The organism is Martinezella hainanensis, assembly GCF_900094555.1.
GTDB classification, from domain to species: domain Bacteria; phylum Pseudomonadota; class Alphaproteobacteria; order Rhizobiales; family Rhizobiaceae; genus Rhizobium; species Rhizobium hainanense.
Genome location: NZ_FMAC01000001.1, coordinates 326797 through 349161 on the forward strand (window position 1 = coordinate 326797; position 22365 = coordinate 349161).

A 22365-nucleotide genomic window follows, 5' to 3' on the forward strand; every position below is an offset into this window, starting at 1 on the left:
GAGGCCACAGATGATTATCACCGAAACCGATCGCCTCATCATCCGCAACTGGCGCGAGACCGATCGCGACCTGGCCTACGAGATCAACTCCGACGAAATGGTCATGGAATTCTTTCCGTTTCGCCGCAATCGAACGGAGGCGGATGCCTTCTTCGATCGGGTTCAATCGATGATCACGGAAACCGGGCTCGGCCTCTACGTGCTGGAGCTGAAGGAAAGCGGCGAAGCAATCGGCTATTGCGGGCTGATGCGAACGGATCATCTGGAGCCCTTCGTCCCGGTCGGAACGATCGAGATCGGCTGGCGGCTGGTGGCAAGGCACTGGGGCAAAGGATTGGTCAGCGAGGCAGCGCGCGCGCTCCTTGCCCACGGTTTCGGGAAACATGGCCTGGACCAAATCGTTTCTTTCGCCGTGCATAACAATGTCAGGTCCACCGCAGTGATGGAGCGGATTGGCATGCACCGCATCGAGGGAGGCGATTTCAATCACCCCAACGTTCCCGACACCCATCCCCATTTGCAGCGCCATGTCCTCTACCGCCTGACCTCGGCCGAGTGGCGCTCCGGGCGATGACGACAATCGAAACATCTCGGCTAATCCTGCGGCCATGCCTGGCAGAGGATCGCGAGCTGTTTTATGAGCTGAGCTCCGATCCGGCCGTTCTCGAATTCTTTCCCTTCAGCCGCAGCCGTGAGGATGCCGACACCATCTTCGCCATGATCCGGAACCTCATCTGCGAACCCGGCTTCGATTTTCTGGTTCTGGTGCTGAAGCATAGCGGCGAGGCAATCGGCTTCTCGGGGTTGTCCAGGGTGCAGCTCACCCCTTATTTGCCGAGAGATGCCGTTGAGATCGGCTGGCGAATATCAGCGCGCCATTGGGGCAACGGCTACGCAACCGAGGCCGGCATGGCCCTTATGCGTCACGCTTTCACCATCCTGAATCTCGAAGAAATCCTGTCCGTCGCGGTGCATGACAACCGCCGAGCGCTTGCTGTGATGCACAAGATCGGCATGCACCCCAATCCGGCTTGGGATTTCGACCATCCGCAAATCCGCGAGACACATCCGCACCTGAAGCGTCACGTCGTCCACCGCCTGAGCGCCGCCGAGTGGCGCGCGCAGCAGACGGAGCAAGCCGGGAGCTGAATCTACTCCAACGCGACAGCGATGAAGCGCAGGTCACCATTCGGAGACGCGATCATCATCTGCGCATTGCGACGTCCCTCACGCTTCAGCGAGGCCACCTTGTCCGCGGCGGCACTCGGGGTCTGGACGAACTCCTGCGCAACCTCGACGACGACGTCGCCAGGCTTCAGCCCCTTTTCCGCGGCCGCTGAGCCTGGTGCTACTTCGGTGATGACGACGCCATCGACGCTGTCGGCAATGCCGAAGCTCTTGCGGTTTTCCGCCGTCAGTGTCGAGAGCTTCATTCCAAGGATATTCGAGGTCGCCTGCGCGGGCGGCTGAGCCTGCGGCGATTGCTGCGGATCACCACCCTGATCCTGCCCGTCCATGCCGTCGTCGTCACCATCGTCTCCCTGGTCGGGATTGATGACGCCGTCGCTATTGCCTTTATCGTCGGGTGCGAGCTGCGGCTTCTTGTTCTTGTCGGTGCTTGCGGCTGCCGCCTGGTCGCTGTCCTCCAGCCGCCCGAGCGTCACCTTGACGGTCTGCTGCTTGCCATCGCGATAGATGACGACATCGACCTCCTTGCCGACGGGGCTTTCGGCGACGACACGCGGCAGGTCGCGCATCTCGTCCACATCCTTGCCATCGAATTTGAGGATGACATCACCCGCCTTGATCGAACCGTTGTCGACCGGACCGCCCTTGATGACACCAGCCACGAGCGCGCCCTTAGCCTCTGAAAGGCCGAGACTGTTGGCGACATCATCGGTTACCGGCTGAATGCGCACGCCGAGCCAGCCGCGGCGCGTCTCGCCGAAGTCGCGAAGCTGATTGACGACGCCTTCGGCCAATTCGGACGGCACGGCAAAGCCGATGCCGATCGAACCGCCACTCGGCGAGATGATCGCCGTATTGATGCCAATCACCTCGCCCTTCATGTTGAAGAGCGGACCGCCGGAATTGCCCTTGTTGATCGCCGCATCTGTCTGGATGAAATTGTCATAGGGGCCGGCGTTGATATTACGGCCGCGCGCCGAGACGATGCCGATGGTGACCGATCCGCCGAGACCGAAGGGGTTGCCGATCGCCATCACCCAGTCGCCGATCCGCATCTTGGAGGAATCGCCGAACTTGACGGCCGTCAACGGATGTTTTGGCTCGACCTTGAGGACCGAAAGATCGGTCTTCGTATCGGTGCCGATCAGCTTGGCCTTCAGCTTCGTGCCGTTCGGGAAGATCGCCTCGATATCGTCGGCCCCTTCAATGACGTGATTGTTGGTGACGATATAGCCGGAAGGGTCGATGACGAAACCAGAGCCGAGCGAGCTCACCTTGCGATTGCTGTCGTCGTCTTTCTTGTTGTTGAAGAAATCGTTGAATTCATCCTGGTAGGGCGAGTTATCGGGCACCTTCGGAGTCGCCGGCCCATTCCCCTCATCCTTGACCTTCTGCGATGTGGAAATATTGACCACCGCATCGAGCAATCCGGAAGCGAGATCGGCGACCGATGCCGGCCCCGCATTCATCGCCGGGTTCGTCGTGATTGTGGGAGATGCTGCCGGCGGCGTCTGGTTATTGGTGGTGGTGGGCGCCTGAGCGCCCGCGGCCGCACCGCTGTTCTGCGTCTGCGCATAAGCCTGTTCGGTAACGCCCACAATGGGGCCGGCAATCAGCGCGATGCTCGCAAGCAAGGCAAACGAACGGCTGAAAAGCAGGCGATTGGTCGAAGCCATCAGGCATCCTCATCGAAAAAGGGAAAACTTGTATAAGCATCAACATAAGGCGGAATGATGAAGCGTGAAATCACCTTTTTGAGAAATCCCCGAACCTCCCGCCGCCGATGCTTGCAGGCTGAAGGTGATGCAATCCGCCATAAAAAAAGGGCCACCCGGGGGCAGCCCTTCCGTTTGCTTGAGATCGACGTCAGTTCGCAGGCGGCGTCGGGTTGGCGAGCGCCGGAGCCCCCGATTTGGGCGCAGAACCTGCCGGACTGTCGAAGTACTTGAAGAAGTCCGACTGATTCGGCGGCAGAACGAGTGTTTTGCCACCCGAGGCAAGTGCCTTGTTGTAGGCGGCCATCGAGCGATAGAACTCATAGAAGTTCGGATCGCGCTTCGAGGCATCGGCGAAGATGCCATTTCGCTCGGCTTCGCCTTCACCGCGCAACACTTCCGAATCCTTCTGCGCATCGGCAACGATCTCGACGACCTGACGGTCGGCGACTGCACGCCGGCGCTGGCCTTCTTCGTTACCGCGGGCGCGGATCAGTTCGGCTTCCGCCAGACGCTCGGCCTTCATGCGGTCGTAGGTTTGCTGCGACACTTCCTGGGTCAGGTCGGTGCGGCGGATGCGGACGTCCTCAATGTTGAGACCGAGCGTTTCGGCATCGCGGTGCAGATCGTTGCGCACTTCCGTCATCATCGAGGCGCGCTCGCTGGAGAGCGCCGCATCGAAGCTGCGCAGGCCGTAGACACGGCGCAGCGAAGCATCAAGGCGGGTTCTGAGACGCGATTCCGCCGCATCCCGATCGCCCGAAACCGTTTCGCGGAACTTCCGCGCATCGGCGATCTTGTAGACGACGAAGGCGTCGACTTCGTAGAACTTACCGCCCGAAACCTGAACACGGATATTGTCCAGATCGAAGCGCAGTTCCTGCTGCTGGATATACTGCACGCGATCGGCGTCCATGAAGGCGAAGGGAAGCTTGAAGTACAGGCCCGGCTCCGTCTTGACTTCGCGGATCTGACCGAAGCGCAGGACGATCGCCTGCTCTCTGGCATTGACCACAAACACCGACGAGTAAATGAGCAGCAGCACTACCGCAAGCGCGATAAGAATGGCTGGCAAACGGCTGGACGTCATTATTTGGCCTCCGGCTGAGTTGCAGCAGCGGGCTTGCCCGCCTGTGTCGTGGATTGCTTGCCGATTTCGTTCAGCGGCAGGTAAGGCACGACACCCTGCTTGTCGTCGATGATAATGCTGTTGGAATTGCCGATGACGGACTCCATGGTTTCCAGGAACAGGCGCTTGCGGGTCACTTCCGGCGCCTTGACGTATTCGTCGTAGATCGAGATGAAGCGCTGCGCCTCACCCTGAGCTTCCTTCACGACACGATCCTTGTAGGCAGCCGCCTCTTCGCGGATCTGGGCCGCGCGGCCGCGAGCCTGACCGAGCTGCTGGTTGGCGTATTGATTGGCCTCTTCCACCTGCTGGTCTTCGTTCTGTTCGGCACGCTGCACTTCGTCGAACGCGTCGGCCACTTCACGCGGCGGAGCCGCATCCTCGATCGGCACGGCATTGATGGAAATGCCGGCGCCGTAGCGATCCATCGTATCCTGGATAATGCTTCTGACCTCGGTCGCGATTTCCTGACGCTTGTCGCGATAAATGTCCTGAGCAGGACGGCGACCGACGACTTCACGCATGGCACTTTCCGCAACCTGCTGCAGCGTCTCGTCGGGGGTTTCGAGATTGAACAGATAGGATTGCGGATTGGTCACGGTATAGAGAACCGAGAACTGCACGTTGACGATGTTCTGGTCGCCCGTCAGCATCAATCCGGACGTCGAACCGGCCGTGGAGCGGCCGCCGATATTACGCTGCTGTTCGGTAACCTTGACGAACTCGATGCGGTCCATCGGCCACAGATGGAAATGCAGGCCGGGCATCGAGACTTCCTCGCGCGGCTTGCCGAAGCGCAGTTCAACGCCCCGCTCGTCCGGCTGCACGGTGTAGATGCACTGGATCAGCCAGAAGATGCCGATCACCGCGACAATGATAAGGACGACGCCTGCATTGAAGCCACCGGGCACGAAACCTTTCAATCGGTCCTGACCACGGCGAATGATATCCTCAAGGTCCGGAGGTCCTCCGTTGCCGCCACCTCGCGGCCGGTTCGGTCCTTGCCCCCAAGGTCCCTGATTATTTCCGCCGCCGCCACCGCCGCCCCATGGGCCGCCGCCGCCGCCATTCTGATTGCTCCAAGGCATCAAAACCTCTTTATCTGTTGACTCCCGAAATCGCTCCAAACCCATGAAATTCATGGCTTGAACTCCGCAGGCGGTGGCGATCGTTTCCCGTTATAGGTATCGAAGCACCTGCTTTCAACGCGACTTCAGGAAGTTCGTCGGATTCATTGGAAAATATTTGCTTTTTGGGGGCAGCTTTTATGCTTTTCGCCTTAAATAGCTAACGAAACGCGTCGGATAAGTATCCTTTTCGCCTGCCGGAACGGCAAGCTCGCTATCCGTTTGCCAGATATCGCTATCGATCTCTGGAAAGGACGTATCGCCTTCCACATCCGCCTCGACATGCGTGATCAGCAATCGGTCGGAGAGATCGAGCGCCTGCCGATAGATTTCGCCGCCGCCGATGATGCAGATTTCGTCAACATTGCTTTCTTTAGCCAGACGGGATGCAACCTCGATCGCTTCATCGAGCGAATGGACCGCCACTATCCCCTCAGCCGAAAAACCGGCGTCGCGAGTAATGATGACATTCGGGCGGCCGGGTAACGGCTTGCCAATCGACTGGAACGTCTTGCGCCCCATGATAACGGGTTTACCGAGCGTCATCGCCTTGAAGCGCTTGAGATCGGATGACAGTCGCCAGGGCATATCGCCTTCGCGCCCGATAATGCCGTTGCGCGATACGGCAACGATGATGGTCTTGATCGGCTGCGTCATGCATCTTCCTCGGTCTGCCTCGCCGACACCAATGCGAATCGGCCCGCCGACTTTACATCATGATGGCCGCAACGGCAGATGGAACGCACCTGTCATGGCCATGGATCAGCTGCCGCTATTCAATTTACCGAGCTGGTCTGCCAAAAGACCTCCCTCTTCCCGATCCCTGGCCATCTTTCGGTAGAGCCCGGCCATGCCTTTGAAGATCAAGGCGGCTGGATCATCCTCGCCGAGAAACTCGGAAATCTCCTCCATCTCCGCGACCCAGCGATAGGCTTTCGGATACATGTCGGGAATGCCGTGGACGAATTTTGCATCGAGATCCGGCAAGCTTTCCTGAAGCTCGCGTTTCAACGCCGCATCGGCGCCGGAGCGGATCGCGGCAAGCAGCATGGCGGTGCCGAGGCCAGTGACGCCCTTGTTGATGCCGGCGTAACACATCTTCAATGCCGAAGCCGCGCCGATCGCGCCGTCGATGCGACGAACCTGTAGTCCGTGCTCCACAAGCACGCCACTGTCGTTGGCGGCATCGCCGCTCACATAAAGCTTCGGTCCCTTCTGGCCGGGCTTCGGCGGACCACCAATGATGGAGCCATCGAGCACCACGCCGCAGTCGCTGCCGAAGATCGCCGCAACCTCGCCCATGGTCTTCGGCGAGATCGCGTTGCAATCCATGAAAGTCGTCTTGCTGCCGCGCCGGCGGAGCTCGGCGGCGACCTGCTTGGCCACGGCAACCGCCTCGGCCGGCGGAACGATGGAAAGAATGAGACGCGACGCGGCAATCGCGTCCAGCCCGACCGGCTCCATGCCTGCTGCTTTCGCGCGCTCAACAGTCGAAGCCGAGCGCCCCTCAAGATAGGTGACCACTCTCGCCCTGTTTTCGACCAGACGGCGAGCGATGGCACTCCCCATGGCGCCAGCTCCTATGACTGCGATCTCCACGGCCAATCTCCTTCTCCGCTTGAGGAAGGTGGCACCATATCGCCTATCGCCCGGCCGGACGAGCGGAATGCCGTACGGTAACGCTAAGTTTAGCGCCCCGCCTCACGCGTTGCGAAGCACAAGGACGGCATAGGTGCAGGGCACTTTGCTTTCATTCCTGAAGACGCAATCCGTCGGTGGACCGAGTTCCAGGCAATCGCCCGCCGACATCAGATGCCTGGCGTCTCCTTCGAGAAAGGTCAGCCGTCCCTCCAGTACCCAGATCAGCTGCCGCATGAAGGCATAGGCCGATGCGGGCATCGGAACTTCCGCCCCCGCAGGCAATTCGATGCGGACGAGATCGAGCGGCAGGTCCGACTTCGGGGAAACGTGCCGGCGTTCATAGCCCGTCTGCGGATCGACCCAGACAGGTTGCTCTTGCCTCCGGAGAAAACGTCCCTGCTGCATCTCCGCACGCGCCATCAAGGTCGACATACTCAAGCTGAAGGCGCCGGAGAGCTTGCCGAGCAGCGTTGCCGTCGGGCTGCTCTCGCCGCGCTCGATCTTATGGATCATGGCACGGGATACGGTCGAGCGCTCGGCCAGCTCCGTCAACGACCAGCCGCGGCTCTCCCGTTCGATGCGAATGCGTGCGCCGATGCGCCTGTCGATATTATCAAGTTGAGACATTCCGTCACTATAGTAGACAAATATGGGAAAGACAATCAATGTCAGACGCCTTTGAAAGATCGCGCTATCCAAACTTAACGATCCGGCGACAATTGAATTCAAGGGCCTATTTAGTTATTGAAATGGTGCTATATTTCATCACATCGCGCATGATGCGCCGTTGATCTCATTGCTTTCGATTTGTTGGATTTTTGTAATAACATAGTAGACGAATGCAAAAATCGGTGTATGACAGAGTGGAACGCCGAACCAAATACCCATCCAATTTAGTGGATGACCACGGAGCCGCCGATGCAAATTCGCGATGCGAGAGACGAGGATCTCGCGGGGATAACTGCGATCTACAATGACGCTGTTGCCAACACCGCTGCGATATGGAACGAAACGCAGGTCGATATCGCCAATCGCCAACAATGGCTGCTGGACCGGCATAAGCTCGGCTATCCAGTACTGGTGGCGACCGATGATCAAGGCGACGTGATCGGCTACGCCTCATTCGGCGACTGGCGCGCCTTCGACGGCTATCGCCATACGGTCGAGCATTCCGTCTATGTCCGCAACGATCAATATCGCGGCGGCATCGGCAAGGCGCTGATGATCGAACTCATTGAACGCGCCCGGTCGATCGGCAAGCATGCGATGGTCGCGGGCATCGAGGCCGGTAATGAGGCTTCGATCAGGCTGCACGAAAAGCTCGGCTTCCAGCAGGTCGGCCTTCTGCCACAGGTCGGCACCAAGTTCGGGCGCTGGCTCGATCTGGCCTTCCTGCAGCTGTTGCTCGATCAGCGCACCGATCCCGACTCCAAACCGATGGCCTGAGGGCAGAAGCACCATGCCGATCACTGTGGCAACGCTCATTCTCGCCGGCATATCTCTGGTTCTGCAGAACGCGCTGATGGTGCGGATCACCCAGTCGGCGTCGACAGTGCTGATCGCCCTCGTGATCAATTCCTCTGTCGGCTTGTCGACATTGCTTGCGATCCTGATTTCGCGCAACGGCCTCGCCGGCCTTGCGGAAGCCGTCGGTGCCATCAGGCCGTGGGCCTTGCTACCAGGCCTGCTCGGCTCGTTCTTCGTCTTTGCCGGCATCCTGGGATATCAACGCCTTGGCGCGGCGCCCACCATCGCCGTACTCGTCGCCAGCCAGCTGCTGGCCGGCCTGGCATTCGATGCCACAATATCCGGAAAGACGACGGCCGGCTTTGGCGTATGGCAGCTCGTCGGAACAGCGCTGCTCGTCACAGGCGCCGTGCTCGTTGCCGGCCGGAATGCCTAAACCGCGACTTCGGCCGCAATCGCGGCATGTGGCTCGTAGCCCACAACCTCGAAATCCTCGATGCGATAATCGTCAATGCTGTCGGGCTGGCGCAACAGGCGCAAAGTCGGGAACGGCTTCGGCTCACGGCTGAGCTGCTCGCGAATCGCATCCAGATGATTGAGATAGAGGTGAACGTCCCCGCCCGACCAGACCACCTCTCCGAGATCCATATCGACCTGCTGCGCGACCATGGCCAGCAAGGCCGCCTGCTGGCAGATGTTGAAGGGATTACCGAGGAACAGATCGCAGGAGCGCTGGAAAACCATCAGACTGAGACGCGGCCGCTTGCCGCCTTCTGCCGCGATGTTCGATACATGGAACTGATAGACCATATGGCAGGGATGCAGCGCCATGTCGGCCAGTTCGCCGACATTCCAGGCATGGAAAATCATGCGGCGGCTGCTGGGATTGGTCTTGAGGTCCTTGATGACGGTAGCGAGCTGGTCATGCACGCGACCCTCGGCGTCCCGCCACTGCCGCCACTGCTTGCCATAGACCGGGCCGAGATCGCCCCATTGGAGAGCGAAAGCTTCATCCTCGAGAACACGCTTCTCGAAGGCAAGCTGATCGATATCTTCGCCCGTCGCCTTACGATATTTCGCGAGCGGCCAGTCGGTCCAGATCCGTACATTTTCCTTCAGCAGATTGCGGATATTGGTGTCGCCGGTCAGGAACCAGAGCATTTCCTTGACGGCGAGCTTCCAGTAGACGCGCTTGGTCGTGAAGATCGGAATCTGCCCCTTCGAAAGATCGAAACGCATCATGGCGCCGAGGCCGCTCAAGGTGCCGACGCCGGTACGGTCGATCCGGCGATCACCATGGTCGAGCAGATGCGCCATCAGGTCGAGATATTGATACTCAGGGTGACGAGCCATCTTCCGCTCCGAAATCGCTTGAAATTTCCGGCCATGAGGCTTGCCCAAACAGCAACCCGCCGATTCCTTTTTCGCGATTTTAATGACAAGCCGATACGAAACCAACCGCGGCGAAACGTAATTCAGGCAAATCTTGCGGCCTCACAGACAAACCGATGTTTCCGCGAAGCATTTATGACAATTGCCCTTCCCTTCGCCTGCGGAAAACACTATATCACCCTTGCCGGTCTTCGGGCCGGCTATGGCGATAAATGAGCGGTGTAATAAACCTATTGGACCCGGGGGCGGTACCCGGCGCCTCCACCAAAAACCGGCCGGCAAGACTGGCGTCAGACCGGCTTTTGATGGGGGCGAAACAGGATCGACAAGGGTGTAAAGATCGACTTTTCGCTCGGCATTGTACCGCCGTTATCGGGCTAAAATTGTAGTTGCAAACGACAACTATGCGGAAGCTCGTCTCGCTGCTTAATCGCGGTGTGACACTTCAAATAAAGTCCTAAGGGGTCGCACTCTTAGGCGGGGTTCGAAGGCACCTGGCAACAGAAGCCTTCACCTTCTTCTCCAGTGCTATATTATAGATCGACATGCGGTGACTCGCGCATAGGGCTTTTCCGGCGGCGTTCAGCGTGGCATAAGCCTATAAAAAACATGGCCAACGAAAGACAGGAAAGCATGGGGCAGGATCATATCCGCTACGACATTTTGGCACAGGACGCCCTGCGTGGAGTGATCCGCAAGGTGTTGACCGAGGTCGGCGCCACAGGCCGCCTGCCCGGTGACCACCATTTCTTCATCACATTTCTGACGGGCGCTCCCGGCGTGCGCATTTCGCAGCACCTGAAGGCGAAGTATCCCGAGCAGATGACCATCGTCATCCAGCACCAGTTCTGGGATCTGAAGATCAGCGAAAGCCAATTCGAGATCGGCCTCTCGTTCTCCGACGTTCCTGAAAAGCTGGTCGTGCCCTTTAACGCCATCCGCGGCTTCTATGACCCCTCCGTCAATTTCGAGCTGGAATTCGACGTACCGCTGGCCGACGAAGAAGAAGAGACCTCCTCCAGCGAGATAACCGCCTATCCGGTGCCGGTCGAAGGCGAAGAGGCGCCGACGGCAGCAGCCAAGGAAGGCGAAGAAAAGAAGCCGGGATCGGTCGTCTCTCTCGACGCATTCCGCAAGAAGCAGTAGGCATTGGAGGGGAAGCATTCGCTTCCCCCTTTTCATATCGGCAATGGAAGAGATCGATGAGCGCCGAAATCGTCAATCTGCGCCAGTTTCGCAAGAAGCAGGCCCGCTCGGACAAGGAAAAGCAGGCGGAGCAGAACCGTATCGCTTTCGGGCGAACCAAGGCCGAGAAGAAGCTGACGACGACACTTAACGAAAAGGCCGCAAAGACGCACGAGGCTGGGCGAATCGAGACCAAGAAGACCGAAGACTAGTTTAGACCCCGAGATAAAAAACTTCAGAAATCAGTTGCTTACTTCCGCATTTTGAATCACTTTCAGAAATATCCCACCATTTCCGATTTTTGATCGATCCGCCGATGATCCGTAAACATTCCGCGACGCTGCATGGCCATCGCACAAGCTTTTCCCTTGAAGATGCCTTCTGGACAGAACTGAAGGCTATCGCCAACGCGCGCGGCATGTCGCTCGCAGCGCTAATCTCCGAGATCGATGACGGACGCGAAGCCGGCAGCAATCTCTCCTCCGCGCTCCGCCTCTATGTCCTCAAATGGCTGAAAGATCGCAATTGATCTGCTAGAGCAATTCCAGGAAAAGTGCGTAGCGGTTTTCCGTCCGGAATTGCGTAAAAACAAAAGGATAGAGTGTTTTCGCGATTCGAAGAAAAGCGGAAAGGCTCTAGCACGGGGCTTGCGGCAACCTCGCGAGTACGCTTACTTCATTCGATACGGATCGGTTCGCAATTGCCCAGCCTACTGGGCAACTCCCGGTAATTCATTGAAGTTCAAAGGTGCCGTCGTTTGCGGAGCAGGACTATTGAGCGGATGCTGAGCTTCCGCCTTGGTTCGCGCGTCAGCCGCCGCCTTGGCCTTGGCTGCTTCCTCCGCTGCCTGCTTGGCGCGTGCGTCTTCCTCCGCCTGCTTCTGCGCAGCCGCCTGCCGGGCTAAATCGCGTAACCGTTCCTCTTCCGCACGGCGCTGCTGCTCGATGGCGGCATCGCGCTGGCGCTGGGCCTCGCGCACGCCTGCCGCATATTTGTAAAGCGCTACCTCACGCCGCAGCCGTTGCTTCTCAAGCACATTGGCCTGCAGGCGCTCGACACGCCGGCGTTCACGCTCGAATGCCCGGACCGACAGGAAGCTGGTCACATCCGTTACGTCCATTGTCCGACCAGGTGCAGCCAGCGGTCCGGCAAAATCGAGGCGCAAGGCCGGCTCCGCCCCGCTCAGCGCTTCGACGCCGGCATTGAAATCGATGCCGAGAGAGCCGCGCATACGCTCATCCGGCAGACTGATTTCAGCATTGCCCGAAAGTTTTGCCAGATCGTTGCTCGCAGCAATATTCGTAGCCCGCGCCACGCCCGCGGAGATGTTGAAGGGTATGGTCGTGGCCGAAAGGACCGCTTCGCCATTATTGAGCAACGTCTGCACGATCGGCAGCACCTTGGCGGCGGTGATATCGCCCTGGATCTGATCCGTCGCCGAAAGGAGCGGAGGCAGGACAGAGAGATTGAGGCCACGCACATGCGTCTCGCCGACCTTCATTTCGCCCGAGCCGCTGGCATTGGCCGCAAGGTCGGCAATGCTCTTGCCGCTTGCCTCGGCATTCATCGCAAGACCGAAGCGACCTGTGGCAAGCGGCGCTCCGTCGCGCTGCCAGGCGACCGTCGCAAGATCGCCATTGGCGAGGCTGAGCTTCGCCTGCAGCAGGCCGGTACCGTCGGAATTGGCGAACATCGCGCTTCCGGTCAGCGTGCCGCCATTCCAGCCGCCCGTCAGATCGTTAAGCCGCAATTCTTCGCCCTTATAGGTTACATTGGCGGTGAAATTCGAAATGGGACCGAATATGCCGGGCCATACCTGCTTTGCGGAAAGCTTGACGCCGATATCCATCCCGCTGAAAGCTGGCAAGCCGAGCTTATCCTGATTGAGAGCCCCCGTTTTCGGATCGCTCATCGGCCCGTAGATGGCTTCCGCCAGCCAATCGAGATCCGCCTTGTCGAGCGACAATTCGCCTGATGCCTTGAGATTCGGTGCTTTCCGATCGATGGTCAGTGTACCGGACATGTTGTTGTCGGCAAACAGCCCCTTCATGTCCGAAAACACGATCTTGTCCGGGTTCAGCGCGGCATTGGCCTGGAACTTGACCGGCAAGCCGGCGCCCATCTGCGGAATGCCGATACCGTTCATTACGAAATAAGGATCGATGTCGGCACTTTCGAGCGATAGCGCTATGTTGCCATTGAGGAAGGTGGCAGGACGGACATCCACCTTGCCGTTTGCGGTAAACGACGTCTTGTCGGTCGCAAAGGTGAGAGCGGCATCCGCCGGATCGGTACCACTTGCAGACACTTTCAGCGTCAGACGGCCATTGGCATCGGCTTCGACGGGCAACGGATCGAGACCCGCCTGGCCGAACAGGATCGACGTCACCGAATTTTCCAGCGTTCCTTCTAGGGTCGTGGTGCCCTTGCCCGTGAAAGCCGAAAGATCGGACATGCGATAATCGAAATTGACGCGGCTGCCGTTGGAAACGCCGGCTAGCGTCACCGTCAGCGCGTTGTCCTGATCGCCGCCGAGCGTCACTGCGCCGCGAAGCGCAGTGTTTCCATACCATGCAGCATTGCGCACCAACCGGTCCATGACGGGATGATGCGGCAAATGCTGGCGCAGCATTTCGAAGAACGGCCCCGGATCGGCGGCCTTGAAGGTGATCTCGCCCGATCCCTTGTAGTCGGAAGGCGAACCGTCAGCGCGGCCGGTTGCGGTGATTTCGGCTCCGGCAACGTTGCGCACCGAAAGCTTGTCGAGCGTCAGAGCACCATCGGCGACGGAAAATGAGGTATCGACATTATCGGCCGGCACGCCGAAAGCCATGAATTTTTCGGCCTGCAGATGCGCCGTGATCCGGTGATCGAAGAGGGATTCCCCGGCATCCTGGCCGGTAAAGAGCCCGGTCAGTGCCCTCAGCGCGTCAAGGTCGAGGGCATCGCCGATCAGGTCGACGGCAAGCTTTGGCGGGGCCTTGTCCGTCCCGCTCTGGCGATCGATCCGACCTTTCAGCGTGGCCGAACCAATGGCGATCTCAAGGTTTTCAAAGCGCTGCTCGTCATGCTGCAGGCTGACATCGGCGGAAAATCCGGCCTGGCGCAGCTGCCGGATCGACGGATCGACGGACCCTACAAGCCATGATGCCAACCCTGAGGGCTGGTTCGACGCGACGACCAGATTGCCGATGAAATTCGGCTCGCCGCGCAGCATGAGATTGCCCCGCGCCTCGACCTGCGTGCGTCCAGGCATCATGCCGATCGCATGATCGATCTTCCATCCCGTTCCCGCCGGCTCGAGATCGAGCTGCACGTCGCGTATGGTCGTGTCGCCTGCCACGATCGCCGGCAGCCGAAAGGTCGCCTTGCCCGGAACCTGTGGCACGGGGATTTCGGCAGCGATCGCAATCAGACTGTTCAAGCGCTGCCGCGCCGAAATTGCCGGGTTGCGATTGGTCTTGCCGTTGGTGCCCTTGTTGCTGCCGAGACGGTTGACGTCGATCTGTTGCCCGTCGGCCGTCAACAGGAATTCCGGCTTGGAACCCGTGTCCAGCGTCGCCTCGCCGGTCACGACATAGGGATCGTCATCGGCGCCGACTTCGAGACGGTACTCGGGAACGCGAATGCGATCATTCGTCAGCTCGAAACGGCCCTTGATGCGGGGCTGCGCCTTCTGATCGGCTGAATCATGGGCTTGTTTGTCGTTGACCCCGGCCGTGAAGGAACCCATGTAATCGGGCTTGCTGTTGACCAGTTTCAACTCGCCGTCGAGATCGACATTAAGCGGATGGCGATCCGGCATCAGCCGGGTGCGAACGCGCAAGACGCCGTTGTCATCGGGCTGACTGCTGGAAACAGTGAAATTGCCATGCTCATTGTCGAGCGCCGCATCGCCCTCGATGCGCCATGGACCGGCAAGCGATCTCGCCGACATCTGGGCGTTCAGGCCCGTAACATGCCGAGTCCTGCCCGTTTGCTCGTCGATGAAGAGAATATCGCCGTCTTCGACATGAACGCTTTCGAGCACTACGGATTTTGCAGGAATTTCCGGCTGGCTGCCGCGCATCCAGTCGAGTGTGCCATCCTTCAGCAGCCGCAGCCGCACCTTGGGCTTGGATACCCGCATGTCGAAGATCAGCGCTTCGCCAGAAAGGAAAGGCGCGAGTTCCGCATCCATGGAGAATTCGGCGATCTGCACCAGCGGCGTGCCATCAGGTTCCTGGCCGACACGGACATCGTGCAGCGTCACCGACGGGAACGGCAGGAGGCGGGCATCCACGGTGCCGTGAACGGTCACCTTCTTGCCGATGATGCGGCTCGCCTGATCCTCGAAATTCTTGCGAAAATCGGTCCAGTCTATGAAGAGCGGAGCGAGCAGCGCCACGAACAGCACCACCACGAGCAATCCACCCAGAAAAACCAGGACCTTACCTAACAACGCGTATCGTCTCCAATCTTCATTCCCAACATATGCAGGTGTCGCTTATCAGAGCGCATACACGGCATAACCTAGAATATGCACAGTTCTACCCGATCCCTGCCGATGACAGCAGCTCTTTTTAAGAGGTATGCCACCCATCTAGCGCATGCATGTGGCTTTTCATGACAAAAACCGGAAAGTGCGGCTGCAGCCTAGCGTCATTCGTGCCTGTAGCAAGCCAAGATCATGAAAATATTCCATCTTTCAGTGCCTGCGGAATATCTTCCCCGGATTGAAAATGGCATCCGGATCGAGCGACTCCTTGATCTGGCGCATCAGATCGACCGCATCGCCAAGTTCCTGCTCGAGAAATGCCATCTTTCCCTGCCCTATCCCATGTTCGCCCGTGCATGTGCCGTCCATGGCAAGCGCACGCGCATTGAGGCGGGCGACGAAATTCTCGACGACGGCGATCCCTTCCGGGGTCTTGTCGTCGAACAGGACGAGCACATGGAAATTGCCGTCACCGGCATGGCCGACGATGGGTGCCAGCAAGCCGTGCGCCTCAATATCGGCCTGGGTTTCCGCGACGCATTCGGCAAGCCGCGAGATCGGCACGCAGACATCAGTCGACAGGGCAGCCAGCTCCGGCGCCAGCGCGCGGCAGGCCCAATAGGCATCGTGGCGGGCTTTCCAGAGCTTGTTGCGCTCCTCCGCATTGCTTGTCCAAAGGAATTTGCCGCCACCGCATTCGGCCGCAATCTCGGCAAATTGCGCCGATTGCAGCGCAACGGTCTCATCGGTGCCATGGAACTCGAGGAAAAGCGTCGGCTTCTCATCATAGGTCAGGCCGGAATAGCGATTGCAGGCCCGCATCTGCATGGCATCCAGCAACTCGATGCGCGCGACGGGTACACCCATCTGGATCGTCATGATGACGGCATCGCAGGCCGACTTGACATCAGGAAAAGCACAGGCGCCGCCGGCGATCTTCTGCGGAATGCCCTGCAGGCGCAGCGTGACCGAGGTCAGCACGCCGAGCGTGCCCTCGGCGCCGACGAAAAGTCGCGTCAGATCATAACCGGCGGATGATTTCTTCGCTCGTCGAGCGGTGCGGATTTCCTCGCCATTGGCGGTGACCACGGTCACGGACAGAACATTGTCCTTCATCGTGCCATAGCGCACGGCATTCGTGCCCGATGCCCGCGTCGATGCCATGCCGCCGATCGAGGCGTTGGCACCCGGATCGATCGGAAAGAACAGACCGGTGTCGCGCAGATAAGTATTGAGCTGTTCGCGCGTGACGCCAGGTTCTACCGTGCAATCCAGATCCTCGGCATTGACCTCGATAATGCGGTTCATGCGGCTGAAATCGATGGAGATGCCGCCCTGTGGCGCATTCACCTGGCCTTCGAGCGAAGAGCCCGTGCCGAAGGGAATGACCGGAACCTTGTGCTCAGCGCATGTCTTGACGACGGTCTGCACATCTGCCCGTGTTTCGGCAAAAACCACGCCGTCCGGGAGCTGCGATGGGATATAGGTCGTCGTGTGAGCGTGCTGGGCGCGAAAACTCTCGCCGGTCTGGAAGCGCTCTCCGAAAGCCTGTTTGAGAATGCCGAGAACGGCTGCTATCCCTGCCTCGTTACGTGCCCCCGCCTTCGCATCAGCCAGAACCATAATCCGAATCTCCCATCGCGATCATCGAAGGGTGTTAACCCTTTTATCGGTTCTATGGGACATCAGCGCGGCGCTGTCCAGTGATGAAAGTCAACCGCAACTGTCGCACCCTCCCACCTCTCAATCTTTGATCTGGCTTCGATCCAGGCCAACTTGAGCGACGCAGGCGGACAAGGACATCAGCAAACACCACAAACAGAAATTGCCCATTTTTTCAGCAGCACGCGACGCAAACTGATCATTAAGGATGAACGATCTGGAGGTCTGGATCCGCAATCGACGGGAGTGCCGGCATTGCCGCAGCGACTGGCACGGGTCTTGCGTTTTGCCTTCCAGCTTTCACACAGCCCGATTGGAAGGATATTCGATGAAGCGTAGACAAATGCTCATGGCACTCGGCATCGCGATGCTCGCGATGGGGTCGATTTCCGCCCCCGACGCAGCTCGGGCGGATGCCCTGAGCGACATAACCTCTCGCGGCACGCTCCGCGTCGCCGTTCCGCAGGATTTCCCGCCTTTTGGCAGCGTCGGTACGGACATGGCGCCGATGGGCTATGACATCGATATGGCAAACCTGATCGGCGAAAAACTCGGCGTCAAAACGGAGCTTGTCCCGGTCACCAGCGCCAACCGCATTCCCTATCTGCAGACCAACAAGGTCGACCTGGTGATTTCAAGCCTCGGCAAGAATCCGGATCGCGAAAAGGTCATCGATTTCTCCGACGCCTATGCGCCCTTCTTCAACGGCGTCTTCGGCCCCGGCGATGTGGCAGCTGCCAAGCCGGAAGACCTTTCCGGCAAGACGATCGGCGTCACCCGCGGCGCGATCGAGGATCTGGCGCTGACCAAGGTCGCGCCGCAGGATGCGACGATCAAGCGCTACGAAGACAATAACGGCACCATCTCGGCCTTCCTGTCCGGACAAGTCCAGCTGGTTGCGACCGGCAACGTCGTCGCGGCAGCGATTCTTGCCAAGAACCCGCCGAAGAAGCCCGAGATGAAATTCCTCATCACCAACTCCCCCTGCTTTATCGGCATGAACAAGAACGAAGCGGCGCTGCAGAAAAAAGTCGATGAGATCATCGCCGCCGCCAAGGTGGATGGGACGCTCAACAAGATGTCGCAGAAGTGGCTAGGCGCCGACCTGCCGGCCGGCTTCTGATCAACGCACGACCGATCGCGCCGTTCGGCGGCGTGATCGGTCAGAGCGAGGCTTCATCCCATGCGTTATCATTTCGACTTCGGCTGGCTCGCCGAATACTATCCCACACTGGTCAAGGGCGTTCTCGTCACGGTGGAGCTGACCCTTATCGGTGCCGTGCTTGGCATCATCCTTGGCATCGCCTGCGCCTGGGCTCGCGCGCTCGGCCCATCCTGGCTCAAGCCCTTCGTCGCCATCTATGTCGAGCTGATCCGCAACACGCCGTTTCTGATCCAGCTCTTCTTCATTTTCTTCGGCCTCCCCGGCATCGGCGTCCAGATGAACGAGATGACCGCCGCCAATCTCGCCATGGTCATCAATCTCGGCGCCTATAGCTGCGAGATCATCCGCGCCGGCATCCAGGCGACACCCCGCGGCCAGTTCGAAGCCGGCGCCAGCCTTGCCATGACACGGTTCGAAACCTTCCGGCATGTCGTCCTCGTGCCGTCGCTGCAACGCATCTGGCCGGCGCTGTCATCGCAAGTCGTCATCGTTATGCTCGGCTCCTCGGTCGTCTCGCAGATCGCTGCCGAAGACCTGACCTTCGCGGCAAACTTCATCCAGTCGCGCTCCTTCCGCGCCTTCGAAGCCTATTTCGTATCGACGGCGATCTACCTCGCGCTCGCGATCCTGCTCAGGCAAGTGCTTGCGGCTATAGGCACGCTGATCTTTCCACGCAGGGTTCGCCAATGATCCAGTTCACCACCTGGGATATTCTGCGCGGCCTGCTGCTGGCGACGCGCTGGACGATCCTCCTCTCGCTCGTCTCTTTCGCCGGCGGCGCCATCGTCGGCGCAATCCTGCTGTTCCTGCGCATCGGCAAGGCAAAGGCCGGCCGTGTCGCCGTCAGATATTTCGTCGAGCTGTTTCAGGGCACGCCGCTGCTGATGCAGCTCTTTCTTGCCTTCTTCGGTCTCGGACTCTTCGGCATCGACGTGCCGGCCTGGCTGGCTGCCGGCGTCGCACTCACCGTCTGGTCGGCTGCCTTCCTTACCGAAATCTGGCGCGGCTGCGTCGAGTCAGTCGCCAAAGGGCAATGGGAGGCCTCCGCCAGCCTCGGCATGGGCTATATCCAGCAGATGCGTCACGTAATCCTGCCCCAGGCACTGCGTATCGCCGTGCCGCCGACGGTCGGTTTCTCCGTGCAGGTCGTCAAGGGCACGGCCCTCACCTCGATCATCGGCTTCGTCGAGCTGTCGAAGGCCGGCACCGTCATCACCAACGCGACCTTCCAGCCCTTCACCGTCTACGGCTTCGTCGCGCTCATCTATTTCGCCCTGTGCTGGCCGCTGTCGAAAAGCAGCCAGATCCTGGAGAGGAAGCTCAATGTCGCTCATCGAAATCACTGAAGTCCGCAAGAGCTTCGGCGCCAACGAGGTCCTCAAAGGCATCAACCTCGATGTCGAGCCCGGCGAGGTCATCGCCATCATCGGCAAGAGCGGTTCGGGAAAATCGACGCTGCTGCGCTGCATCAACGGGCTGGAAACGATCAATGACGGCTCGATCTCGGTCGCAGGTGCACAGCTCCTGCCCGATGACCTGCACCTGAAGGCGCTGCGGCTGAAGGTTGGCATGATCTTCCAGCAGTTCAATCTCTTCCCGCATCTGAGCGCGGGACGCAACGTCATGCTCTCGCAGATGGTCGTCAAGAAGACCACCAGGGCCGAAGCGGAAGCCATGGCGCGGCGGATGCTCGATCGTGTCGGCCTCGGGCACAAGTTCGACGCCTATCCGGATGAACTCTCCGGCGGCCAGCAGCAGCGCGTCGCCATCGCAAGAGCACTCGCCATGCAGCCGATCGCACTGCTCTGCGACGAAATCACCTCCGCCCTGGACCCGGAGCTGGTTGCCGAGGTTCTCGCTGTCGTCCGCGAACTGGCAAGCGAAGGCATGACGTTGCTGATGGTGACCCACGAGATGAAATTCGCGCGGGACGTCTGCTCACGCGTCGTCTTCATGCATCAAGGCCGCGTGCACGAAATCGGACCGCCCGGCGAAGTCTTCGCCAATCCGCAAACGCCGGAACTCAAGCAGTTCCTCGGCCTTCACTGAAGACTGGCGGAGCCGCTATCCCGCTCCCCGCACCATGTTGCGCCATGCGCCCGGTGCGATGCCGAACGCCTTCTTGAAATGCCGGGTCAGATGGCTCTGATCGGCAAACCCGGTTGCGGCGGCAACCTCCGCAATCGGCTCGCCCACGCCGATCATCGCCTTCGCCTGCTGCAGCCGCCGCATCAGCAAGAACCGGTGCGGACTGGTAGCAAAGGCCGCACGGAAATGCCGTGCAAGCGCAAAGCGATCAAGGCCGGTGATGCGCTCCAGCTCCTGGGATCTCACATCCTGCATGCTATTCGCCTCGAGATAATCGCGTGCTACCTTCACCTGCCCCCACGCAATGCTGCCCAAAGGTCGTTGCGGAAGCCGGGCATGCCGAACGAGACCGTCCGTTAGACGAGAAACGAAATCGTCGACAAAGAGGTCATCGAGCTCACGATCGAGCTCGCCGAGCGCCGCCAGCAACAGCCCGGCAAGCCGATCATCCCTAACGATCGGATCATCGACAAAAGGCAGTCCGACCCGCGCTGCCTCCAGACATTGAAACAGCACCGAAGGCTCCAGATACAGCATGCGATAGACCAGGCCGTCCTCAGTCGCCGCCCCGCCATCATGCAGCTCGTCCGGATGAAGGATGATCACCCGCCCCGGGAGGCTGTAGCGCTGCTCGCCGCGATAGCGGAACGTCTGCACGCCCCGCATGGTGACGCCAAGCGCATACGTATCGTGCCGGTGCAGATCGAAGGCATCGCCCCGGAATTGCGCCTGGATGCGTTCGATACCCGGATAGGCCGGCGCAGACAGGATGCGGTTGGCCTCCGGCGTCACGCACAAACGTTCAAGACCCTCGAAGATCTGTCCGGCTACATCGTCGCGCAATGTCCCATTCCCAGACTGCATGAAAGTGACCATCGATGTTCGATACCAAAATCGCGATCGTTTTGCGAAGCGACCTTCAATCCTGGCAAAAGCTGAACGTAACTGCCTTCCTGTCGACAGGCATCGCCGGGCAACATCCCGACATCATCGGCGAACCCTATCGCGATCGTGCCGGCAACGTCTACAACGCATTGTCGATCCAGCCGGTCATCGTTCTGTCTGCCGATCAGGAGAATATCGCCGCCATTCATCGCCGCTCGCTCGAACGTGGCGTGACCTCTTCCATTTTTATCGAGGAAATGTTTGCGACCGGCCATGACGTCGCAAACCGTGCCGTCTTTTCCGAATTCGCGCCCGAAGACGCCAAGGTCGTCGGCATCGCCTTGCGCGCGGACAAGAAAACCGTCGACAAGATCACGAAGGGCGCAAGCATGCATGCGTGATCGGACGCGCAGAGAGAACGGCCGGATCGTGAGACCCGGCCGCTTTTGTTGAGAAGGCTTAGCCGTTCTGCGTGATCGGTGCGATCTGGATCTCGACGCGACGGTTCTGGGCGCGGCCAGCCTCGTTAGCATTCGTTGCAACCGGCTGCGACGGGCCGAAGCCGATGGCCGACATGCGGCGCTGGTCGATGCCCTGGCTGCCGAGGTAGGAGGCAACCGATCCGGCGCGGCGCTCAGACAGATCCTGGTTATGCTGCAGGCTGCCCGTCGAATCCGTATGGCCGTTGACGTCGATCAGCGTGCGGTTGAACTTGCGCAGAACGATCGCGACCGAGTTCAGCGTCGCAAAGAATTCCGGCTTGATCGCATCCTGGTCGATATCGAAGGTGATGGCCGACGGCATGTTGAGGATGATGCGGTCGCCGACGCGTGTCACCGAAACGCCGGTGCCCTGCAGCTGCGCGCGCAGCTCGGATTCCTGCTGGTCCATGTAATTGCCGATGCCCGCACCCGCGAGCGCACCGACGCCTGCGCCGATCAGCGCGGCATTGCGGCGCGAGGCCGGCGAATGGCCGATCAGAAGACCGGCAACGGCGCCAACACCGGCACCGATCGCTGCACCGCCCGCCGTGTTAGAAACTTTCTGCTCACCCGTATAGGGATCGGTGGTGGTGCATGCGTTCAAAAAACCTGCCGCTAGGGCAAGAATGGCAATTTTCTTGATCATAGAATCATCGCTCTCCGGTTCGATGGCCGCAGCAGATATGAAGCATTGCGGCAATATCATGAAGAGAAATCTTATCCAGACCTTTGTCCCCTGTGCATAGCCTATCAGTGAAGATT

The 22365-nt window shown here is 59.6% G+C and carries 24 protein-coding genes and 1 other RNA gene; 14 read left to right on the forward strand and 11 right to left on the reverse strand.

What is annotated here, in order from left to right:
• Positions 1-10 precede the first annotated feature (10 nt).
• Both GA0061100_RS01570 and GA0061100_RS01575 read left to right on the forward strand, forming a co-directional pair.
• Positions 11-574, forward strand: coding sequence for a GNAT family N-acetyltransferase (locus GA0061100_RS01570; RefSeq protein WP_075850863.1), 564 nt, complete (start codon positions 11-13; stop codon positions 572-574).
• Entirely contained in the window at positions 571-1149 is a 579-nt protein-coding gene (locus tag GA0061100_RS01575; protein WP_075850864.1) for a GNAT family N-acetyltransferase, read from the forward strand. The genes GA0061100_RS01570 and GA0061100_RS01575 overlap by 4 nt, the downstream gene beginning before the upstream one ends.
• Before the next feature lie 2 nt (positions 1150-1151).
• Here the strand turns inward: GA0061100_RS01575 and GA0061100_RS01580 are convergent, their stop codons facing one another.
• The 6 genes from GA0061100_RS01580 to GA0061100_RS01605 all read right to left on the reverse strand — a co-directional run bounded on the left by GA0061100_RS01580 (position 1152) and on the right by GA0061100_RS01605 (position 7427).
• A complete protein-coding gene (locus GA0061100_RS01580) occupies positions 1152-2864 on the reverse strand; it encodes a DegQ family serine endoprotease (RefSeq protein WP_075850865.1) in 1713 nt (570 codons plus the stop codon).
• Positions 2865-3054: 190 nt separating this feature from the next.
• Entirely contained in the window at positions 3055-3993 is a 939-nt protein-coding gene (hflC, locus tag GA0061100_RS01585) for a protease modulator HflC (protein ID WP_075850866.1), read from the reverse strand.
• A complete protein-coding gene (gene hflK / locus GA0061100_RS01590) occupies positions 3993-5120 on the reverse strand; it encodes an FtsH protease activity modulator HflK (RefSeq protein ID WP_075850867.1) in 1128 nt (375 codons plus the stop codon). The genes hflC and hflK overlap by 1 nt, the downstream gene beginning before the upstream one ends.
• Before the next feature lie 177 nt (positions 5121-5297).
• Positions 5298-5816 (reverse strand): dihydrofolate reductase, encoded by a 519-nt coding sequence (locus GA0061100_RS01595; protein WP_075850868.1) that lies wholly within the window; start codon positions 5814-5816, stop codon positions 5298-5300.
• 105 nt (positions 5817-5921) lie between these two features.
• On the reverse strand, positions 5922-6758 hold the full coding sequence (locus GA0061100_RS01600; protein WP_075850869.1) for an NAD(P)-dependent oxidoreductase: 837 nt from the start codon (positions 6756-6758) through the stop codon (positions 5922-5924).
• 102 nt (positions 6759-6860) lie between these two features.
• The gene (locus GA0061100_RS01605; protein ID WP_075850870.1) at positions 6861-7427 is read right to left on the reverse strand and encodes a helix-turn-helix domain-containing protein; all 567 of its coding nucleotides are present in this window, start codon (positions 7425-7427) and stop codon (positions 6861-6863) included.
• Between the two features lie 291 nt (positions 7428-7718).
• Between GA0061100_RS01605 and GA0061100_RS01610 the strand changes: the two genes are divergently transcribed.
• Both GA0061100_RS01610 and GA0061100_RS01615 read left to right on the forward strand, forming a co-directional pair.
• Positions 7719-8246, forward strand: a complete 528-nt coding sequence (locus tag GA0061100_RS01610; protein WP_075851840.1) for a GNAT family N-acetyltransferase — start codon at positions 7719-7721, stop codon at positions 8244-8246.
• A gap of 13 nt (positions 8247-8259) precedes the next feature.
• Positions 8260-8703, forward strand: a complete 444-nt coding sequence (locus GA0061100_RS01615) for a DMT family transporter (RefSeq protein ID WP_075850871.1) — start codon at positions 8260-8262, stop codon at positions 8701-8703.
• Here the strand turns inward: GA0061100_RS01615 and GA0061100_RS01620 are convergent.
• Positions 8700-9620 carry a thymidylate synthase gene (locus GA0061100_RS01620; RefSeq protein WP_075850872.1) on the reverse strand — a complete coding sequence of 307 codons (921 nt, stop codon included), beginning with the start codon at positions 9618-9620 and terminating at the stop codon, positions 8700-8702. The genes GA0061100_RS01615 and GA0061100_RS01620 overlap by 4 nt on opposite strands.
• A gap of 183 nt (positions 9621-9803) precedes the next feature.
• On the opposite strand from GA0061100_RS01620, the gene ssrA reads away from it, so the two are divergent.
• From ssrA to GA0061100_RS01640, 4 genes are all read left to right on the forward strand, one after another.
• Positions 9804-10174, forward strand: a transfer-messenger RNA (tmRNA) gene (gene ssrA / locus GA0061100_RS01625).
• A 118-nt stretch (positions 10175-10292) separates the two neighbouring features.
• On the forward strand, positions 10293-10805 hold the full coding sequence (locus GA0061100_RS01630) for an SspB family protein (protein ID WP_075850873.1): 513 nt from the start codon (positions 10293-10295) through the stop codon (positions 10803-10805).
• A 56-nt stretch (positions 10806-10861) separates the two neighbouring features.
• Entirely contained in the window at positions 10862-11056 is a 195-nt protein-coding gene (locus GA0061100_RS01635; protein ID WP_075850874.1) for a DUF4169 family protein, read from the forward strand.
• Positions 11057-11160: 104 nt separating this feature from the next.
• On the forward strand, positions 11161-11373 hold the full coding sequence (locus GA0061100_RS01640; RefSeq protein WP_075851841.1) for a ribbon-helix-helix domain-containing protein: 213 nt from the start codon (positions 11161-11163) through the stop codon (positions 11371-11373).
• A gap of 180 nt (positions 11374-11553) precedes the next feature.
• Here GA0061100_RS01640 and GA0061100_RS01645 read toward each other — a convergent pair whose 3' ends face one another.
• Positions 11554-15285, reverse strand: a complete 3732-nt coding sequence (locus tag GA0061100_RS01645) for an AsmA family protein (protein WP_075850875.1) — start codon at positions 15283-15285, stop codon at positions 11554-11556.
• 246 nt (positions 15286-15531) lie between these two features.
• Positions 15532-16944, reverse strand: coding sequence for an FAD-binding oxidoreductase (locus tag GA0061100_RS01650; RefSeq protein WP_075850876.1), 1413 nt, complete (start codon positions 16942-16944; stop codon positions 15532-15534).
• A 153-nt stretch (positions 16945-17097) separates the two neighbouring features.
• On the opposite strand from GA0061100_RS01650, the gene GA0061100_RS34225 reads away from it, so the two are divergent.
• The 5 genes from GA0061100_RS34225 to GA0061100_RS01670 are packed head-to-tail and all read left to right on the forward strand — an operon-like array spanning position 17098 to position 20197.
• Positions 17098-17322, forward strand: a complete 225-nt coding sequence (locus GA0061100_RS34225; RefSeq protein WP_143525366.1) for a hypothetical protein — start codon at positions 17098-17100, stop codon at positions 17320-17322.
• Between the two features lie 4 nt (positions 17323-17326).
• Positions 17327-18106: a transporter substrate-binding domain-containing protein gene (locus tag GA0061100_RS01655; RefSeq protein ID WP_244557772.1), complete on the forward strand. Its 780-nt coding sequence runs from the start codon at positions 17327-17329 to the stop codon at positions 18104-18106.
• Between the two features lie 60 nt (positions 18107-18166).
• The gene (locus GA0061100_RS01660; protein ID WP_075850878.1) at positions 18167-18838 is read left to right on the forward strand and encodes an amino acid ABC transporter permease; all 672 of its coding nucleotides are present in this window, start codon (positions 18167-18169) and stop codon (positions 18836-18838) included.
• On the forward strand, positions 18835-19494 hold the full coding sequence (locus GA0061100_RS01665) for an amino acid ABC transporter permease (RefSeq protein ID WP_075850879.1): 660 nt from the start codon (positions 18835-18837) through the stop codon (positions 19492-19494). The genes GA0061100_RS01660 and GA0061100_RS01665 overlap by 4 nt, the downstream gene beginning before the upstream one ends.
• The gene (locus GA0061100_RS01670; protein WP_075850880.1) at positions 19472-20197 is read left to right on the forward strand and encodes an amino acid ABC transporter ATP-binding protein; all 726 of its coding nucleotides are present in this window, start codon (positions 19472-19474) and stop codon (positions 20195-20197) included. Before GA0061100_RS01665 ends, GA0061100_RS01670 begins: the two co-directional genes overlap by 23 nt.
• Positions 20198-20212: 15 nt before the next feature.
• On the opposite strand, the gene GA0061100_RS01675 is transcribed toward GA0061100_RS01670, so the two are convergent.
• On the reverse strand, positions 20213-21100 hold the full coding sequence (locus GA0061100_RS01675) for an AraC family transcriptional regulator (RefSeq protein ID WP_075851842.1): 888 nt from the start codon (positions 21098-21100) through the stop codon (positions 20213-20215).
• 14 nt (positions 21101-21114) lie between these two features.
• Here GA0061100_RS01675 and GA0061100_RS01680 point away from each other — a divergent pair, with 14 nt between their 5' ends.
• Positions 21115-21522: a DUF2000 family protein gene (locus GA0061100_RS01680; RefSeq protein WP_075850881.1), complete on the forward strand. Its 408-nt coding sequence runs from the start codon at positions 21115-21117 to the stop codon at positions 21520-21522.
• Positions 21523-21580: 58 nt separating this feature from the next.
• On the opposite strand, the gene GA0061100_RS01685 is transcribed toward GA0061100_RS01680, so the two are convergent.
• A complete protein-coding gene (locus tag GA0061100_RS01685; RefSeq protein WP_075851843.1) occupies positions 21581-22249 on the reverse strand; it encodes a YiaD family glycine zipper/OmpA-like lipoprotein in 669 nt (222 codons plus the stop codon).
• Positions 22250-22365 lie beyond the last annotated feature (116 nt).

Bases quoted from the DNA above. Each gene is read 5' to 3' on its own strand.
- GA0061100_RS01615 (WP_075850871.1), top strand. From the start codon at position 8,260: ATGCCGATCACTGTGGCAACGCTCATTCTCGCCGGCATATCTCTGGTT.
- GA0061100_RS01595 (WP_075850868.1), bottom strand. From the start codon at position 5,816: ATGACGCAGCCGATCAAGACCATCATCGTTGCCGTATCGCGCAACGGC.
- GA0061100_RS01605 (WP_075850870.1), bottom strand. From the start codon at position 7,427: ATGTCTCAACTTGATAATATCGACAGGCGCATCGGCGCACGCATTCGC.
- GA0061100_RS01655 (WP_244557772.1), top strand. From the start codon at position 17,327: ATGCTCATGGCACTCGGCATCGCGATGCTCGCGATGGGGTCGATTTCC.
- GA0061100_RS01635 (WP_075850874.1), top strand. From the start codon at position 10,862: ATGAGCGCCGAAATCGTCAATCTGCGCCAGTTTCGCAAGAAGCAGGCC.
- hflC (WP_075850866.1), bottom strand. From the start codon at position 3,993: ATGACGTCCAGCCGTTTGCCAGCCATTCTTATCGCGCTTGCGGTAGTG.
- GA0061100_RS01675 (WP_075851842.1), bottom strand. From the start codon at position 21,100: ATGCAGTCTGGGAATGGGACATTGCGCGACGATGTAGCCGGACAGATC.
- GA0061100_RS01685 (WP_075851843.1), bottom strand. From the start codon at position 22,249: ATGATCAAGAAAATTGCCATTCTTGCCCTAGCGGCAGGTTTTTTGAAC.
- GA0061100_RS01680 (WP_075850881.1), top strand. From the start codon at position 21,115: ATGTTCGATACCAAAATCGCGATCGTTTTGCGAAGCGACCTTCAATCC.
- GA0061100_RS01640 (WP_075851841.1), top strand. From the start codon at position 11,161: ATGATCCGTAAACATTCCGCGACGCTGCATGGCCATCGCACAAGCTTT.
- GA0061100_RS01575 (WP_075850864.1), top strand. From the start codon at position 571: ATGACGACAATCGAAACATCTCGGCTAATCCTGCGGCCATGCCTGGCA.
- GA0061100_RS01670 (WP_075850880.1), top strand. From the start codon at position 19,472: ATGTCGCTCATCGAAATCACTGAAGTCCGCAAGAGCTTCGGCGCCAAC.
- GA0061100_RS01580 (WP_075850865.1), bottom strand. From the start codon at position 2,864: ATGGCTTCGACCAATCGCCTGCTTTTCAGCCGTTCGTTTGCCTTGCTT.
- GA0061100_RS01630 (WP_075850873.1), top strand. From the start codon at position 10,293: ATGGGGCAGGATCATATCCGCTACGACATTTTGGCACAGGACGCCCTG.
- GA0061100_RS01610 (WP_075851840.1), top strand. From the start codon at position 7,719: ATGCAAATTCGCGATGCGAGAGACGAGGATCTCGCGGGGATAACTGCG.
- hflK (WP_075850867.1), bottom strand. From the start codon at position 5,120: ATGCCTTGGAGCAATCAGAATGGCGGCGGCGGCGGCCCATGGGGCGGC.
- GA0061100_RS01665 (WP_075850879.1), top strand. From the start codon at position 18,835: ATGATCCAGTTCACCACCTGGGATATTCTGCGCGGCCTGCTGCTGGCG.
- GA0061100_RS01570 (WP_075850863.1), top strand. From the start codon at position 11: ATGATTATCACCGAAACCGATCGCCTCATCATCCGCAACTGGCGCGAG.
- GA0061100_RS01620 (WP_075850872.1), bottom strand. From the start codon at position 9,620: ATGGCTCGTCACCCTGAGTATCAATATCTCGACCTGATGGCGCATCTG.
- GA0061100_RS01650 (WP_075850876.1), bottom strand. From the start codon at position 16,944: ATGGTTCTGGCTGATGCGAAGGCGGGGGCACGTAACGAGGCAGGGATA.
- GA0061100_RS01660 (WP_075850878.1), top strand. From the start codon at position 18,167: ATGCGTTATCATTTCGACTTCGGCTGGCTCGCCGAATACTATCCCACA.